15 protein-coding genes are annotated in these 16,336 nt (G+C 68.2%); 11 read left to right on the top strand and 4 right to left on the bottom strand.

Annotated features, from left to right (window positions below):
- Nucleotides 1–57: 57 nt before the first annotated feature.
- Nucleotides 58–873 (bottom strand): quinoprotein dehydrogenase-associated SoxYZ-like carrier, encoded by an 816-nt coding sequence (locus tag VNS22_RS25720; protein ID WP_325737626.1) that lies wholly within the window; start codon nucleotides 871–873, stop codon nucleotides 58–60.
- Nucleotides 870–1,805: a quinoprotein relay system zinc metallohydrolase 2 gene (locus VNS22_RS25725; protein ID WP_349261895.1), complete on the bottom strand. Its 936-nt coding sequence runs from the start codon at nucleotides 1,803–1,805 to the stop codon at nucleotides 870–872. Before VNS22_RS25725 ends, VNS22_RS25720 begins: the two co-directional genes overlap by 4 nt.
- A gap of 724 nt (nucleotides 1,806–2,529) precedes the next feature.
- On the opposite strand from VNS22_RS25725, the gene VNS22_RS25730 reads away from it, so the two are divergent.
- Complete coding sequence (locus VNS22_RS25730; RefSeq protein ID WP_325737630.1) at nucleotides 2,530–2,697, top strand: hypothetical protein; 168 nt, start codon at nucleotides 2,530–2,532, stop codon at nucleotides 2,695–2,697.
- Between the two features lie 405 nt (nucleotides 2,698–3,102).
- Here the strand turns inward: VNS22_RS25730 and VNS22_RS25735 are convergent, their stop codons facing one another.
- Nucleotides 3,103–3,792, bottom strand: a complete 690-nt coding sequence (locus tag VNS22_RS25735; RefSeq protein ID WP_325737632.1) for a GntR family transcriptional regulator — start codon at nucleotides 3,790–3,792, stop codon at nucleotides 3,103–3,105.
- Nucleotides 3,793–4,227: 435 nt separating this feature from the next.
- Between VNS22_RS25735 and VNS22_RS25740 the strand changes: the two genes are divergently transcribed.
- From VNS22_RS25740 to VNS22_RS25785, 10 genes are all read left to right on the top strand, one after another.
- Nucleotides 4,228–5,163: a 3-keto-5-aminohexanoate cleavage protein gene (locus VNS22_RS25740; protein WP_325737634.1), complete on the top strand. Its 936-nt coding sequence runs from the start codon at nucleotides 4,228–4,230 to the stop codon at nucleotides 5,161–5,163.
- A 10-nt stretch (nucleotides 5,164–5,173) separates the two neighbouring features.
- Nucleotides 5,174–7,264 (top strand): hydantoinase/oxoprolinase family protein, encoded by a 2,091-nt coding sequence (locus VNS22_RS25745; RefSeq protein ID WP_325737636.1) that lies wholly within the window; start codon nucleotides 5,174–5,176, stop codon nucleotides 7,262–7,264.
- Between the two features lie 2 nt (nucleotides 7,265–7,266).
- Entirely contained in the window at nucleotides 7,267–9,024 is a 1,758-nt protein-coding gene (locus VNS22_RS25750; protein ID WP_325737638.1) for a hydantoinase B/oxoprolinase family protein, read from the top strand.
- 40 nt (nucleotides 9,025–9,064) lie between these two features.
- Nucleotides 9,065–10,246 (top strand): ABC transporter substrate-binding protein, encoded by a 1,182-nt coding sequence (locus VNS22_RS25755; protein ID WP_325737639.1) that lies wholly within the window; start codon nucleotides 9,065–9,067, stop codon nucleotides 10,244–10,246.
- Between the two features lie 89 nt (nucleotides 10,247–10,335).
- Entirely contained in the window at nucleotides 10,336–11,070 is a 735-nt protein-coding gene (locus VNS22_RS25760; RefSeq protein ID WP_325737640.1) for an ABC transporter ATP-binding protein, read from the top strand.
- A complete protein-coding gene (locus VNS22_RS25765; RefSeq protein ID WP_325737643.1) occupies nucleotides 11,067–11,807 on the top strand; it encodes an ABC transporter ATP-binding protein in 741 nt (246 codons plus the stop codon). The genes VNS22_RS25760 and VNS22_RS25765 overlap by 4 nt, the downstream gene beginning before the upstream one ends.
- The gene (locus VNS22_RS25770; protein WP_325737645.1) at nucleotides 11,807–12,691 is read left to right on the top strand and encodes a branched-chain amino acid ABC transporter permease; all 885 of its coding nucleotides are present in this window, start codon (nucleotides 11,807–11,809) and stop codon (nucleotides 12,689–12,691) included. The genes VNS22_RS25765 and VNS22_RS25770 overlap by 1 nt, the downstream gene beginning before the upstream one ends.
- On the top strand, nucleotides 12,691–13,773 hold the full coding sequence (locus VNS22_RS25775; RefSeq protein ID WP_325737647.1) for a branched-chain amino acid ABC transporter permease: 1,083 nt from the start codon (nucleotides 12,691–12,693) through the stop codon (nucleotides 13,771–13,773). The genes VNS22_RS25770 and VNS22_RS25775 overlap by 1 nt, the downstream gene beginning before the upstream one ends.
- Nucleotides 13,763–14,560: an SDR family oxidoreductase gene (locus VNS22_RS25780; protein WP_325737649.1), complete on the top strand. Its 798-nt coding sequence runs from the start codon at nucleotides 13,763–13,765 to the stop codon at nucleotides 14,558–14,560. Before VNS22_RS25775 ends, VNS22_RS25780 begins: the two co-directional genes overlap by 11 nt.
- The gene (locus VNS22_RS25785) at nucleotides 14,557–15,327 is read left to right on the top strand and encodes an SDR family NAD(P)-dependent oxidoreductase (protein WP_325737651.1); all 771 of its coding nucleotides are present in this window, start codon (nucleotides 14,557–14,559) and stop codon (nucleotides 15,325–15,327) included. Before VNS22_RS25780 ends, VNS22_RS25785 begins: the two co-directional genes overlap by 4 nt.
- 138 nt (nucleotides 15,328–15,465) lie before the next feature.
- On the opposite strand, the gene VNS22_RS25790 is transcribed toward VNS22_RS25785, so the two are convergent.
- Entirely contained in the window at nucleotides 15,466–16,293 is an 828-nt protein-coding gene (locus VNS22_RS25790; protein WP_325737653.1) for an IS5 family transposase, read from the bottom strand.
- Between the last annotated feature and the right edge of the window lie 43 nt (nucleotides 16,294–16,336).

Below are 16,336 nucleotides of genomic sequence, written 5' to 3' on the forward strand. Positions count from 1 at the left end.
CGAGCGGCAGGCCGGCCAGCAGGACCAGCGCACCGCGTCGTGGAAAGGTGAGGGCCATCACTGGGTGTTCGCCGGGATCGGGAAGGATTCCTGCCAGCTTGCGCCATCCGAATCGGTGGCCAGCACGGTGAACGCGTCCGCCTCGCCCGGGCGATAGGCAAAGCCGATCGCCGGATCGCTCGCCAGCGAGATGTCGCCGGCCAGCTCCAGCACGGTCTGATCGCCCTGGCTGATCCGGACCAGGTCGAGATAGCGCGCCGGGGTGTAGGTGCGGGTCAGCTGGTTCATCTGCATGCCGCTGAAGTTCGGGTGGCGGATCAGCAGCGTGGCCTCGCCATGCATGTCCGGCCCGCCGGGGCGCAGCTTCATCTCCCCCATGCCCTGCATCGCGACCTCGTCGCTGACGCCGATGGGGGCCGAGCAGCCGCCCGATGCCTTCACGAAGGCGGCGGTGCCGTAGAGCTGGCCGTCCTTGGTCTCGGCCACCGCATGGACATTGGTGTAGCCGTCGATCCGCACCCGCAGGCGCAGCACCACCGGGTCGCCGGCCGGGCCGAAGCTGGCCCTGGCGGCATAGGGCGAGGGATTGTCGTCGATCACCAGATGGACGGCAGCGACACGGTCACGCTGCTCGGGGGCGATCCGGATCGTGAGCGGCACCAGGGCCGCGTCCAGAGCACGCGCCGGCGCTTCCAGCGTGATCAGGCCCACCCCGTCCTCGACCGGGCGCTCGCCGAAGATCGACTGGCGCAGGTCCTGCCAGCGCTCCTCCCGTTCCTGGTCGGTGCCGCCCGCGGCCAGCACCGGGCCGGCGATCGCCAGGAGCGGGGCCAGCACCAGGCCGGCGCATGCCATCCTGCGGTTCTGGTTCATTCCCATTCCAGCTCCTTGTAGGCCTGGGTGACGTTGCGGCCGTGATAGTCGTCGAACAGGGCCCAATGGTCGCGCTCGGCCATCGCCACGGTGGCGATCGCCTCCTCCATGGTCCGCCCGGCGGCCAGGGCCGCGCGGGTCTCGTCCTGCAACATAGCAAGATAGCGCTCGAGCGGGCCGATCGCCTGGCCCAGCTCGACGGTCGTGGGTCCATGGCCCGGGACCGCCCGCACCGCACCGGTGCCGCGCAGCCGGCCCAATGCGGCCCGCCAGCCGGACAGGCTGCCGTCCAGCGACGGTACGCGGCCCACGAACAGGAGGTCGGCCGGGAACAGGAGGCCGCTCGCTTCGTCCAGCATGACGAGGTCGCAGTCGCTGTGGGCCGTTGCATAGGCGGCCAGCCGGATGCGCCGGCCACCCAGGTCGAGCACCGTCTCATCCTCTCCCACCGCCCGGGTCGGCAGGACGACCGGGCCGGCCGCGCCATCTCCCAGGAGCTCGACCAGCTGGCGCTGGTAATAGTCGCCGCGCGCGGCAAGGGCGGCGCTCAAGCGGTGGTGGCCCAGGATCTCGGGCGCATCGTCGAGGAATGCGCCAGTGCCGAAGCAGTGGTCGGGATGGACATGGCTGACCACGACATGGCGAATCGGCCGCTGTGTGCGCCGGCGGATCTCTTCGCGCAGCCATTGCCCGTCTGCGAGGCTGCCACCGGGATCGGTCACCAGTACCGCGTCGTTCCCGATGATGCAGCCGATATTGGCGATGCCGTTGCCGTTGGCGGCACTGGCTTCCTCGTCCGGCCCGCGGCGCACGAGCACGCCCGGAGCCACCTCGACCAGGCGCGCCGACCCGGCCGCCCTGCCCGCGGCCAGGCAGCCGCACAGGCACAGGCCGGCCTGGAGAAACGTGCGCCGTGCCGTGCCGCGCTGCAGCACCCACCTTCCTCCCTGGATTCCCCCGCTCCTGACATGAGGCGCGGGCCCAGCATCCGATCGGCTGCGAGCCTAGCGGAAAGGCCGAAGCCCGGCCAGCAACCCGGGTCCGATCTCGTTTCGGCCCAGCAGGGCCAGCTCCAGATAGGCCGGGTCATAGACGGTGAGGCCTGGCCGGCGGCGAGCTCGAACACATCCTGCCAGACGGACCGGGCGGAGCAGGGCTCAACCTCCAGGGGCAGCTCGCGCAGGGTCGTGAGGGCTTGGCGGCGTTCGGCGAGCGTGATGCGGTGGCGACGCTCCGCCATCGGCAGGACATTGGCCACTTCCAGGAGCCATAGGTCCGGCACCAGCGCAGCCCCGGCGCTCACCAGGCAAGCAGGCGGTCGACGCGCTCGTCATCCTCGCGGGCAGGACCCAGGTGCGCGCTGCCGAGCTGTCCAGGACGCAGGCGCTCACCGGCGGCCTTCGTCCCGCCAGTCATGCAGCTCGTCGGCCGCGATCCTCTGGCCGCAGGCGGCGATGGCGGCGCGCAAGGCCCGCACCACCCGCTCGCGACGATCGACCGACCGCACCCCGGCAGCTCTCTGCCGGCATTCCTGCCGGCCAGCAGCTCGAAGCACAGCCTCGGCCCTTGGAGAATCTCCCAGGCGATCCGATCCGTTCGGAAACCGCTCTAGTGCCGGGTCGGACCATGCCTGGGCAGTATCCGCATTTCCTCACTATGGCCGCTGTCTTCCGCCAGAATCCGCTCGATCTGATTGCGCAGTCGCCGTGCCGCGGCATCGTCGGCATCGAGGATGCGTGCGAGTGCTTCGAGATGACCATGATCCTGATCGCGCACCGCGACCTGCACCCGATTGGTGCGACTGATGCGACGGCGTCTTGGTGACAAGGGGCTCATCATTCCTGCCAAACTTCTTGGTGGATCGAACAACGGCACCGAGACGAGATCAGGTTGCAGCCGATCGGAATCGGGTACCTTTCTTCCCCATCAAAGGAAACAGCGCCAGCCGATTAATGTCCCTGCGTCGAGATGCCGGGCAAGCACTAAGACTTCCACGAGCGGCGCATCCTGTGACCACTCCGGCCGATCCCATTCCATATCTGCCGCGATCCGGCAGCATCGTCCGGCCGCAGGCATGGCCGAGCCGATGGATCGTCGTTGTCATGCAGGCTGGCTGGCCGGCTTCTTGTCCAGGGCCTGTCCCCAGGGCGCTGCCCGTCCCGGCCGCACGGTCGGGCGCGTCGACGTCGAAGCGGCGAGGGATCATGGCCGTGACGGGACATGGCCTGATCAAGCTGCCGGGGTGGTGGAAGCATCGAACGGCCGATGCCGCGCATACCAGTCGGCCGCCTGTCGGATGTCGGCCCGCACGGCTCTGCCGGCGGCGTCCGGATCGCGGGCGGCGAGGGCGGCGATGAGGTCGCGGTGGTGGACGGCACCCTGATCGAACATCTCGCTGCGCTGGTAGAGCGGGACCACGAGCAGGGGACCGAAGCGCAGCCAGAGGCTTTCGATGTTTCCGAGCAGGATCTCGGCGTCGGCGGCCCGATAGACCTCCAGATGCAGCGCCATGTTGGTTTCCAGCACGGTGGCGCCGTCGCCCTGGCGGATGGCGGCCTCCATGCGCGTGTTGAGGTCGACCAGGGCCGTCAGCTGTGCCTCGCCGATCCGGCTGGCGGCGCGCTCGGCGGCGAGGCTCTCCAGCCGGGTGCGGATCTCGGTGAGCTGGTCGAACTGGTCGCGGGTCGTGGTCGGCACCGCCACCGAGCGGTTGGGCAGGAGGACCAGCGCCCGTTCCGCGGCCAGACGGTGCAGCGCATCGCGCACCGGCATCACGCTGGTGCCCATCTCCTCGGCGAGCTTACGCGTCACCAGGACGTCGCCCGGAGAAAACTGGCCACGCATCAGGCCGGTCTTCAGCTGATCATAGATCTGCTCCTGAAGCGTGAGCTTTTCTACCTTTGCCAGTCTTTCGTGCATCTGCCTGTTCGTGCCTGGTAGATCGGATTAATGATCCGGCTTTGTTCGGATACTGCCGGTTGGACTCGATGTACATCAATTTTATCCAGAGCCAATCGCAGGGCCCGGGTTGCTGCGCTGCACTATAGAGCCAGCCCCTGCGTCCAGATAGGGTTTGGTATTTGGTATATCATATATGGCATGTTGACACGAATGCGCGAGCAGTCCTACCGTCCGCTTAACGGTGGAGGAAATGCTTTGGCTTCCGGTCGAAAGAGTCCGTGCCGAAAACGGAGGCACTGTCTGCTGCTTTCATGACAAGAATGCTGCACATCCGTGCAGCAAGATGCTGAGCATTTGTTCCGGCAAGGCGCATCGGGACAATTAGCCCGGCGCATCTTCCATGAAGCCGCCGACCTCTGACGATGTGCTGTTCGATCTTCCAGGGGATGCAATTTGGCGAAGAATCACAAGGCGATCATTACTTGTGCGGTGACTGGCTCGATCCATACGCCGACCATGTCGGATCACCTGCCGCTCACCCCGGACGAGATCGCGACGCAGGCCATCGAGGCGGCGGAAGCCGGTGCCGCCATCCTGCATCTGCATGCGCGTGACCCGAAGGACGGACGTCCCACGCCCGATCCTGAAGTATTCATGCAGTTCCTGCCGCGGATCAAGCAGCAGACCGACGCGGTCATCAACATCACCACCGGCGGCGGTCACAACATGACCGTGCAGGACCGGCTGGCCGCCCCGCTCAAGGCGAGCCCGGAGATGTGCTCGCTCAACATGGGCTCGATGAACTTCGGCCTCTTCCCGATCCTGGCCAAGTACGACCAGTGGAAGCACGACTGGGAGCCGGCCTATCTGGAGAATTCCCGGGACTTCATCTTCCGCAACACCTTCAAGGACATCGAGTATATCCTGAAGGAGCTGGGCGAAGGCTGCGGCACCCGGTTCGAGTTCGAGTGCTACGATGTCGGCCACCTCTATACGCTCGCCCACTTCCTGGAGCGCGGGCTGGTGAAGCCGCCGCTGTTCGTTCAGACCATCTTCGGCATTCTGGGCGGCATCGGGGCGGAGCCCAAGAACCTCATGCACATGCGCGAGGTCGCCGACCGCCTGTTCGGCGATGCCTACCAGTGGTCGATCCTGGCAGCCGGGCGGCACCAGATGGGCCTGGCCACCATGGGGGCGGTGATGGGCGGCAACGTCCGGGTCGGCCTCGAAGACAGTCTCTATCTCGGCAAGGGTCAGCTCGCCCGCACCAATGCCGAGCAGGTGGCCAAGATCCGCCGGATCCTGGCCGAACTCTCGATCGACATCGCCACGCCGGCCGAAGCGCGCGCGCTCCTTGGCCTGAAGGGCGGCGACCTGGTCGCGTTCTGAGGATTACTCCATGCGCTTCACTACGGATACCGGCGGCACGTTCACCGACCTCATCGTCGAGGACGACGACGGTGCTTTGCATCTGTTCAAGTCGTCCACCACGCCCGACGACCCGATCCGCGGCGTCATCGACGTGCTCAAGGTCGCGGCCGGCACGATGGGCATGGATCTGCGCACCTTGCTGGGCAAGGGCGAGCTGTTCATCCATGGCACCACAAGGGCGATCAACGCGATCATCACCGGCAACACCGCGCGCACGGCACTGCTGACCACCAAGGGCAACCCCGACGTCCTGGTGTTCCGCGAGGGCGGCCGGATGGAGCCGTTCAACTTCCGGGTCCCCTACCCCGACCCCTATGTGCCGCGCGCCCTGACCTTCGAGGTGCCCGAGCGGGTCCTGCACGACGGCACGGTCGCCGAGGAACTGGACCTGGCGGCACTCGACGCGATCATCGACCGGCTGGAGGAGGAGCGGGTCGAGGCGATCGCGGTCAGCCTGCTCTGGTCGATCGCCAATCCCGCCCATGAGCTGAAGGTGCAGGAGCGCCTGGCCGAGCGCCTGCCGAACGTGCCGGTGACGCTGGGCCACGAGGTCAATCCGGTCATCCGCGAGTACCGGCGCACCACCGCAGCGGCGATCGATGCCTCGCTCAAGCCGCTGATGGCCGACTATATGGGCAATCTGGAGGACCGGCTGCGCGAGGTCGGCTTTGGCGGGCGCATCCTCGTCTTCACCTCGCAAGGCGGCGTGCTGGATGCCAAGGACGTGGCGCGCACGCCGATCCACGTCATCAATTCCGGCCCGGCCATGGCGCCGGTGGTCGGCCGCTATTTCGCCGACCTGGACGTGGGTGCCGCCAATGCGATCGTCGCCGACACCGGTGGCACCACCTACGATGTCAGCCTGATCCGCAACCGCGAGATCCCCTGGGCCAAGGAGACCTGGATCGGCCAGCCGTTCCGCGGCCACATGACCGGGTTCCCGTCGGTGGACGTGAAGAGCGTCGGTGCCGGCGGTGGCTCGATCGCCTGGGTCGACACGGGCGGCATGCTGCATGTCGGCCCGCGCAGTGCCGGTGCGGTGCCGGGCCCGGTCGCCTACGGCAATGGCGGCACCGAGCCCACCGTGACCGATGCAGCCCTGGCGCTGGGCTATCTCGATCCCGACAATTTCCTGGGCGGCTCGATGCGCCTCCAGGTCGAGGCGGCGGCCGCCGCCATCGAGCGGCAGGTGGCCCGCCCGCTCGGCCTGAGCGTGGATGCCGCCGCAGCGGCGATCCTCGAGGTCGTGACCGAGAACATGGTCAAGGCGATCGCCGACATCACGATCGCCCAGGGCATCGATCCTGCCAGTGCCGTGCTGATCGGCGGCGGTGGTGCTGCCGGCCTGAACAGCGTGCTGATCGCGCGCCGCCTTGGCTGCGATCAGCTGATCATCCCGGAAGTGGGGCCGGTGCTGTCCGCCTCGGGCGGGCTCGTGTCCGATCTCTCGACCCATTTCCGCGAGGTGCTGCCGACCCGCACCGACGCGTTCGACCACGACAAGGTCAACGAGCTGCTGAAGAGCCTGCGCGCCCGCTGCGAGGAGTTTTTGGCGAAGAACGCCCGGGGTGCGATCGAGACCCACATCTCGTTCCGCCTGGAAGGCCATTATCCCAGCCAGGTCTGGGACATCGACGTGCCGCTGCCGTCCGGCCAGGTCGAGACCGCGGCCGACGTGAAGGCACTCGAGGAAGCCTTCCATCGGGTCCACGAGGAACTGTTCGCGATGGCCGACATCGGCTCGCCGATCGAGATCATCGGCTGGCAGGCCCATGTCTCGGCCAGGCTGCGCGACGAGGCGCTGGGGCGCATGGCCACCGACAGCATCGGTGCCGCCATCTCCGGCACCCGGCACTGCTACTTCAAGGAAACCGGCCGGGTCGACACGCCGGTCTATTCGTTCGGCAACATGGCCATCGACGAGCGGATCGAGGGCCCGGCGATCGTGGAATCGCCGCTCACCACCGTGGTGGTCGACCCCGGTGCCGTGGCGCGGCGCGGCGCTTCCGGCTCGGTGATCGTGGACGTGGCACCCTCTCGGCAGAACGGCGGAGCGTGAAGATGACGAAGCCCATGGACGGCGTCCAACTCGCCATTCTCAACAACCGCTGGGAATCGATCGCACGCAAGATGGCCAACACGCTGCTGCGTACCGGCCGCTCCGGCGTGCTTGCCACCGCGCGCGACTTCTCCTGCTGCATCGTGACCGGCGACCACAAGCTGCTGTCCGCCGCGGAGAGCATCCCGATCCACGTGCTGGTCGGGCCGGACATGATGGCCCGCTCGATGGCGGAGTTCCATCCGAACCTGCGCAAGGGCGACGCGTACCTGCACAACTCGCCCTATCACGGCTGCTCGCATGCCGCGGACCTGTCGGTCCTGATCCCGGTGTTCGACGACGATGGGCGCCACCGCTACACCGCGGTGGTCAAGGCGCACCAGGCCGATATCGGCAACTCGCTGCCGACGACCTATATGGGCGCGGCCAAGGACGTCTATAACGAGGGCGCGCTGATCTTCCCGGCCGTCCAGGTCCAGCGCGACTATAAGGACATCGACGACATCGTCCGGATGTGCCGGATGCGCATCCGTGTGCCCGACCAGTGGTGGGGCGACTATCTGGCGATGATGGGAGCCGGCCGCATCGCCGAGCGCGAGATCACGGCACTGGGCAAGGAAGTCGGCTGGGATCATCTGGCCGAGTACGAGCAGCGCTGGTTCGAGTACAGCGAAGGCCGGATGGTCGAGGCGATCCGCAAGCTGCCCAAGGCGACGGTGCGCCGTTCCAGCACCCATGATCCGGTCCCGGGCACGCCCGAGGAAGGGATCAAGATCAATGCCACCGTGTCGATCGATCCGGACGAGGGCTATCTGGACGTCGACCTCACCGACAATATCGACGCGCTGGAACTCGGCCTGAACGTGTCCGAAGCCTGCACGCGCAGTGCCGTGCTGATCGGCGTGTTCAACTCGCTCGATCCCGACGTGCCGCGCAACGACGGCTCGTTCCGGCGGGTGCGCATGAAGCTGCGCGAGGGTGCGGTGGTCGGCATCCCCAGGCACCCGACCAGCTGCTCGGTCGCCACCACCAACGTCGCCGACCGGATCACCAATCCGATCCAGGCGGCGTTCGCCGAGGTCAGCGCCACCCACGGCCTGGCCGAGACCGGGGCGATCCTGCCGGCATCGATGGCGGTGATCTCCGGCACCGACCCGCGCCGCAACACGCCCTTCGTCAACCAGATCTTCCTGGGCCATACCGGCGGCGCCGGCAGCCCGACCCACGACGCCTGGCTCACCCTGCTGCACGCCGGCAATGCCGGCATGTGCTACATGGACTCGATCGAGGTGATCGAGCTGGCCTACCCGATCCGGCTCTACGACCGCCGGGTGGTGCCGGACACCGAGGGTGCCGGCCAGTTCAACGGCGCGCCGTCCATGGTGTGCGAATACGGCCCCGCCGGCTGCAAGATGAGCGTGAATGCCGTGTCCGACGGCGGGATCAACCGGCCCAAGGGTGTCCGTGGCGGTGCCGATGGCGGGGCGTCGCGCCAGCTGCGCAAGCGGGCCGACGGCACGCTCGAGGAGCTGCCGGTGGTGATCTCGGTCGAGATCGACCCGGACGAGCGGATCGTCTCCTACACCTGCGGCGGTGGCGGCTATGGCGATCCGAAGCGGCGCAGCCTCGCCCAGGTTGCCTATGACGTGCGCGAGGGCCTGGTGAGCCGCGAGCGGGCACGCTCGGTCTACGGCGTGGTGATCAACGCGGACGGCAGCATCGACGAGAAGGAAACGGCTAGGCTCCGCGAGGCGGCCTGACCGCCCCGCATCGCCCAGAGACTTCAGGGGAGGAACCCTTGTGAAGAACGTGAAGGCTATCTTCGCGGGCATGACGCTCGCCGTAGCAGTGGCATTGCCGGCGGCAGCGCAGGAAGACCCGATCGTGATCGGCGTCGCCTCCGGCCAGACCGGCGTGCTGGGCCCATGGGACCTGGCGGGCCGCCGCGGCGCCGAGCTCGCCATCGAGGACATCAATGCCAAGGGCGGCGTGCTCGGCCGTCCCCTCTCGATCGTGGTGAGCGACACCAAGTCCGATCCCTCGCTCGGCCCCACGGCCGCGGCCGAGGTGCTGGACCAGGGTGCGGAGATGGTCATCGTCGCCTGCGACTATGACTTCGCCGCCCCCGCCGCCATGGCGACGGTGGCCGCCAACAAGATCGTGTTCTCGACCTGTGCCGCCGACCCGAAGTTCGGCGTCCAGGGCATCGGCCCGCTCGCCTACACCATGTCGCTGGCCAGCACAGCCCAGGGCACCATGCTGGCCGAGTGGGCCTATGAGACCCAGGGCTGGCGCTCGGCCTATGTCATGATGGACACGGCGATCGAGTACACCAAGTCGCTCTGCCAGGGCTTCCGCGATCGCTGGACCGAGCTTGCCGGTGCCGAGGCGATCAGCGGCGAGGACACCTGGAACGGCCTGAACGACACCACGATCGCCGGCCAGATCTCCCGCATGAAGCCGGCGATGGAGAAGAGCGACTTCGTGATGTGGTGCGGCTTCACCAATCACGGCTCGGTGCTGCGCCAGGTCCGCTCCGCCGGCATCGACACCCCGATCGTCGGCTCCGAGGCCATGGACGGCGCCTACTGGGCCAATGCCGTTCCCGACCTCAACGACTTCTATGTCGCGGTCTACGCCTCGATCTACGGCAATGATCCGGACGAGCGGGTGAACGAGTTCATGGCCCGCTACGAGAAGAACTTCGGCGAGCAGGCGCCGATGGGCCATGCCGTGACCGGCTATGCCGCGGTGGAAGCCTGGGCGCGCGCGGCGGAGAAGGCGGGCTCGCTCGAGGTCGAGCAGATTCAGGCCGCGCTCGACTCCTTCAATGGCGAGCCTTTGCTGGTCGGCCCCTCCACCTTCCGGCCGGACCTGCATATCGACCTGACCCGGCCCCTGCTGATCATGCGGGCGGTGAACGGCAAGTACGAGCCGATCGGCCGGTTCGCCGCGCAGAAGCCGGCCGAGCCGACCTTCTGATCCCCGACCCGTCGATGCCATGACGGCTGCGGCTCCGCTCCGTTCGGAGATGATCCGGAAGGGCGGGGCCGCATGCTGAGGAGACCGCGATGAACGGCACGGGCGCACGGCTCGCCGCCGAAGGAATCCAGGTGCGTTTTGGCGGGCTGACCGTGATCTCGGACGTCTCGCTCACGCTCGAGAAGGGCGAGATCCTGGGGCTGATCGGGCCGAACGGCGCCGGCAAGACCACCTTCGTCAACGTGCTCTCGGGCTTCCAGCGCCCGAATGCCGGACATGTCCGCTTAGGGGCCCAGGACGTGACCCCCTGGAAGCCCGCCCAGCGCGCCCGCGCCGGCCTGGTGCGGACCTTCCAGGCGGTGCGCCTGTTCGGCGGCCTGACCGTGCTGGAGAATGTCGAGATCGCGGCCCTGGCCCAGGGGCTGCCGCGCGCGGACGCCCGGCAGCGCTCCATGGACACGCTCCGCGCGCTGGAGCTGGCGTCCCATGCGGGTGCGATCGCGTCCAGCCTGCCCTATGGCCTGGAGCGCCGGGTCGGCATTGCCCGGGCCCTGGTGATGGCGCCCGATTTCATCCTGCTGGACGAGCCCGCCGCCGGCCTGAACGAGGCCGAGGGCGACGAGCTCCTGGCCTCGATCCGCGCCATCCGCGACCGGCACGGCTGCGGCGTCCTCCTGATCGAGCACAACATGCGCATCGTGTTCGGCCTGTGCGACCGCGTCCACGTGCTGCGCAGCGGCGCCACCATCGCCGAGGGCACGCCGGACCATGTCCGCGCCCAGCCCGAGGTACGCCAGGCCTATCTGGGCGAGGGGGAGCGATGAGCCTGCTCAAGGTCCGGGAGCTGGCGGTCCAGTACGGTGCCGTCGCCGCCCTGCAGGGTGTCTCGATCGACGTCTCGCCCGGCGAGGTCGTGGCGCTCATCGGCCCGAACGGGGCGGGCAAGACCTCCCTGCTTTCTGCGGTTGCCGGCGTGGTCCGGCCGCGGGCCGGCACGATCGGCTTCGACGGCCAGGACCTGGCCGGCATGCCGATCCAGAAGATCGTCCGGGCCGGCATCGCCCTGGTGCCGGAGAACCGCGACATCTTCACCAAGCTCACCGTCATGGAGAATCTCCTGATCGGCGCCAGCACGCGCGGCGACCGGCAGGGCATCGCCCAGGACATCGAGCGGATCGGCCAGCTGTTCCCGGCACTGCCGCGGCTGTTCCCGCGGCCGGCCGGCCTCTTGTCCGGCGGCGAGCAGCAGATGCTCGCGATCGGCCGGGCACTCATGTCCCGGCCGCGCCTGCTCATGCTGGACGAGCCGTCGCTGGGTCTCGCCCCGGTGGTGACGGATGCCGTGTTCGCCGGCATCCGGACATTGCGGGCGGAGGGCATGGCCATCCTGCTGGTCGAGCAGAACGCGGTGCGCGCGCTTTCGGTCTGCGACCGCGCCCACCTGCTGTCCGCCGGCATCGTCCATTTCACCGGCACGCCCGACGAGATCGCCCATGCCGGCGACATCGATGCAGCCTATTTCGGCGTCCCGAGCGACGTCGCCGCCCAAGGGAGCGCGTGATGGACCTCCTCGTCCAGTTCATCATCGACGCCGTGAGCGTGGGCGGGCTCTACGCCCTCACCGCCATCGGCATCGGCCTGATCTTCGGCGTCGTGGGCCTGGTCAACTTCGCCTATGGCGACTTCGTGATGATCGGCGCCTACACGATCCTGCTCACCATCGGCTTCTACTGGCCGGTCACCATCCTGATCGCGGCCCTGGTCCTGATCATGGTGGCGCTCGCCGCCGACTTCGTCGCGTTCCGGCCGGTCCGGCTGGCCAGCCCCGAGACGCTGATGATCGTGTCCTTCGCGCTCAGCTACACGATCCAATACAGCTACGTGATGATGTTCGGCTCGCTTGCGCGCACCGTGAACTTCCTGCCCGCGATGAGCACGAACCTGGAGATCATGGGCATCCGCATCGCCGGGGTCAGCATCCTGCAGATCGTGGCGACGATCGTGCTGACCGGGGCGCTCGCCGCCTTCATCCGCTTCACCCGGATCGGCTACCAGATGCGCGCCGTGTCGGAGAACCCGACCATGGCGCGGCTGGTCGGCGTCGACATCAACAAGGTGATCGCCGCCGCCTTCATCGCCAGCGCGCTCCTGGCGGTCACCGTCTCGGTCCTGTTCGTGGCCCAGACCGGCACCATGACGCCGTTCCTGGGGCTCAACCTCACCATCATCGGCTTCGTCGCCACCGTGATCGGCGGCATGGGCAGCCTGGTCGGCTGCGCGCTCGGCGGCTTCCTGGTGGGCTTCCTCACCACCCTCCTGCAGCTGGCCCTGCCGGCCGACCTCCAGCCGTTCCGCGAGGCCTTCGTGTTCGGCGCGGTCGTCCTGATGCTGCTGCTGCGCCCGGGCGGCCTCATCATGCTCGCCACCGCACGGGAGCGGATCTGATGCGCAACGATCCCACCCATTCCTGGCAGGGCATCGTCTGGACCTTCCTGGTGCTGGGCATCCCCGTCGCCGTGGCGGCACTGCTGCTGGCCTCCACCGGCCCGGTGCTGGCCCGCGTGGTCACCGACACGCTGATCAAGCTCACCATGGTGGTGGGTCTCTACATCTTCATCGGCAATAGCGGGATCTTCTCGTTCGGCCATGCCGCCTTCATCGTGGTCGGCTCCTATGCCTCGGCCTGGATGACCATCCCGCCGACCTTCAAGAAGGTGATCCTGCCGGGCCTGCCGGCCTTCATGCAGTCCATCCACCTGGACCCGTTCACCGGCGGGCTGGTGGGCGTCCTGCTGGCAGCCGTGCTGGCCTTCGTGATCGGCCTGGCGCTGATGCGGCTGGCCGGGATCGCCGCCTCGATTGCGAGCTTCGCCTTCTTCAGCGTGATCGTGGTCATCTACAACAACTGGACCGGCTGGACGAAGGGCACCGCCTCGCTGGTCGGCCTGCCGGTCTATGCCGGGCCGAAGCTGGCCCTGGCGGCAGCGCTGGTCGCCATGCTGCTGGCGCTCTTGTTCCAGCACTCGCGCTACGGCCTGCTGCTGCGGGCGACCCGCGAGGATGCGGCGGCGGCACGCGCGGCCGGCGTCGAGGTCGAGCGGATGCGCCTGATCGCGTTCGTGGTCAGTGCCGCAGTGGTGGCAGCCGGCGGCGTGCTGCAGGGCCATTTCAACGGTGCGCTCACCACCACCGCCAACGTCCACCTGAACCTGACCTTCCTGATCCTCGCCATGCTGGTGGTGGGCGGGATGCGCAGCCTGGCGGGTGCCGTCATCGGCGTGGCGATCCTGGCCTTCGTCGCGGAACTGCTGCGCCAGCTCGAGCGCGGCTGGCAGATCGGCGACTTCACCATCACCGCACCGTCCGGCCTGGGCCAGGTCGGCCTCGGCATCGTGATGCTGGTGGTCCTGATCTCGCGCCCGCAGGGGCTGACCAAAGGACGGGAGATCCCGATGCCGGGCTGGCTGAGCCGGCGGGAACGACAGGGAGATGCCAACTTGATCGAAAGCACCCAGAATGCGCGTTGACCTCACCGGACGCCGCGTCGTCATCACCGCCGGCGGATCGGGAATCGGCCGGGTCATGGCGGAGCGGTTCGCCGATGTCGGCGCCAGCGTCGCCGTCTGCGACGTGGACGATGCCGCCCTCAAGGACCTCGCTGCGACCAGGCCCGGGATCTTCGGTGCCAGGGCCGATGTCGGCCAGGCCGGCGAGGTCGACGCCTTCTTCGACGCCGCCATTGCCCGTCTGGGCGGGCTCGACGTGCTGGTGAACAATGCCGGCGTCTCGGGTCCGACCAAGCCGGTCGAGGCGATCACGCCGGAGGAATGGGAGCGCACCATCGGGGTGAACCTGAACGGCGCCTTCTTCTGCACCCGCCGCGCCGTGCCGCTGTTCAAGGCGCAGCGCAGCGGCGTGATCGTCAACCTGTCGTCCACGGCCGGGCGCATGGGCATGCCCAACCGCTCGCCCTATTCGGCGGCGAAATACGGCGTGCGCGGCTTCACCGACGTGATGGCGATCGAGCTGGGCGAGCACAACATCCGGGTGAACGCGATCCTGCCGGGCGTGGTCGACGGCCCGCGCGGCCGGCGCGTCATCACCGAGCAGGCCGAGAAGCGCGGCATGAGCTTCGAGGAATACCTGCCGAACCTCCTGCACAACGTCTCGATGCACACGATGATCGACCAGGAGGAGGTCGCCGACCTCGCGATCTTCCTGGCCTCCGACTATGCGCGGCACATCTCCGGCCAGTCGATCGGCGTGTGCGGCAATTTCGAGAGCTATCGCGCCCCACGCACGGTGACAGCATGACCCCTGCCCAGCTGTTCGACCTGTCCGGCCACACCGCCCTGGTCACCGGGGCTTCCCGCGGCATCGGCCGGGCCATGGCCCAGACGCTGGCCGATGCCGGCGCGGAAGTGATCCTGGCCGCCCGCTCTCGCCCCGCCCTGGAAGAGGTGGCCGCCGCGATTACCGCCAAGGGCGGCAAGGCCCGCCCCCTGGTCCTGGACGTCTGCGACGAGGCGGCGGTGACCGCGAGCCTGGCCAGCCTGCGCGATGCCGGCAGCGCCCCCGACATCCTGGTCAACAATGCCGGGATCATCGAGCGCAGCCCGCTCATCGAGAGCCGGACCGATGCCTGGCGCAGCGTGGTCGACACCAACCTGGTGGCGCCCTACGTGCTGGCTCGCGAGGCGGCGCGCGGCATGGTGGCGAAGGGCTTTGGCCGGATCGTCAACACTGCCTCGATCATGGCCCTGCACGGCAAGCGCAACGCCCATGCCTATGCGTCCACCAAGCATGCCATCGCCGGTCTCACCAAGGCGCTGGCCGCGGAGCTCGGCCCCTCCGGGGTCACGGCGAATGCGATCTGCCCGGGCTATATCCGCACCGAGATCAATGTCGCCCTGCAGACCGACCCGGCCTTCGACGCCGCGGTTCGCACCCGCACGCCGGTCGGCCGCTGGGGCGAGACCTCGGACCTCGCCACGGCCCTGCTGTTCCTCTGCGCACCGGCCTCGGCCTATGTGAACGGCCATCTGCTGGTGGTCGACGGGGGCTTCACCGTCACCCATTGATCCAGGCAGAGGTGGTGCCGCTCATCGATGAGGGGAGATCGGGGAGCCGGCCCGGCACGTCCTGTCGCTGCTCCTGCATAGCCGTATACGGCTGTGCAGGGGCCCTGCCCTCACCGGCTCGCCACCCTCGGCGCCGGCCTAGAGCGTGTTACGGACCAAGTCGAACAGCGCGACTGTCTTACTGAGCATGAGGGTGACGAAAGCGACGAAATGCAGGCCAGCCAGGGTCTGGGGCAGACGCTCATAATCGCGGGCGAGGCGGCGGAAGCGGGCGGCCCAGGCGAAGGAACGTTCGACGACCCATCGTCGCGGCAGCAGCACGAAGCCGTGCTTGGCCTCGGGCAAGCGCACCACCTCCAGCACGATTCCGTGCTCTTGAGCAGCTTGGGCCGGCTCGGCGCCGGTGTAGCCCTGGTCGACGTAAGCAAGTTCGACGTTCTGGCCGGTAGCCTCCTGCACGGCCTGGGCAAGGTGGGCCACTTGCGCCCGGTCCCCGTCCGTGGCGGAGGTGACGTGCAGCGCCAGGAGGTGCCCCAGCGTGTCCACCGCCACGTGTACCTTAGAGCCCTTGCGCCGCTTGGCTCCATCATAGCCCGCCCGTGCCCCGCTCTCCGGCGTACTCTGCAGCGTGCGTGCGTCCAAAACCACCGCGCTCGGCTCGGGGGCACGACCCTGCGCCAAGCGCAGCACGACGCGCAGATCGTGCACCATGACCTCGAACACGCCTGCCATCATCCAACGCCGGGCCTGGTCGTAGACCGCATGCCAGGGCGGAAAGTCGCCGGGCAGCAAGCGCCAGGGAGCTCCCGCTCGCATCAGCCAGCGCAGGGCGTCGAACACGGCCCGAAGGTCGTGCCGGCGCTGCCCGGCCTCCTCCGGCAGAAGCGTGAGGTAGGGCACGACGAACGCCCACTCCTCCTCACTGCAGTCAGTGGGGTACCGGTAGGCGCAAGAAGCATCCGTCATACACCCAATCTGGTCATCTACTCAGTCCGTAACACCCTCTAGA

The sequence above is a fragment of the Geminicoccus sp. genome, assembly GCF_035556675.1.
GTDB lineage: Bacteria > Pseudomonadota > Alphaproteobacteria > Geminicoccales > Geminicoccaceae > Geminicoccus.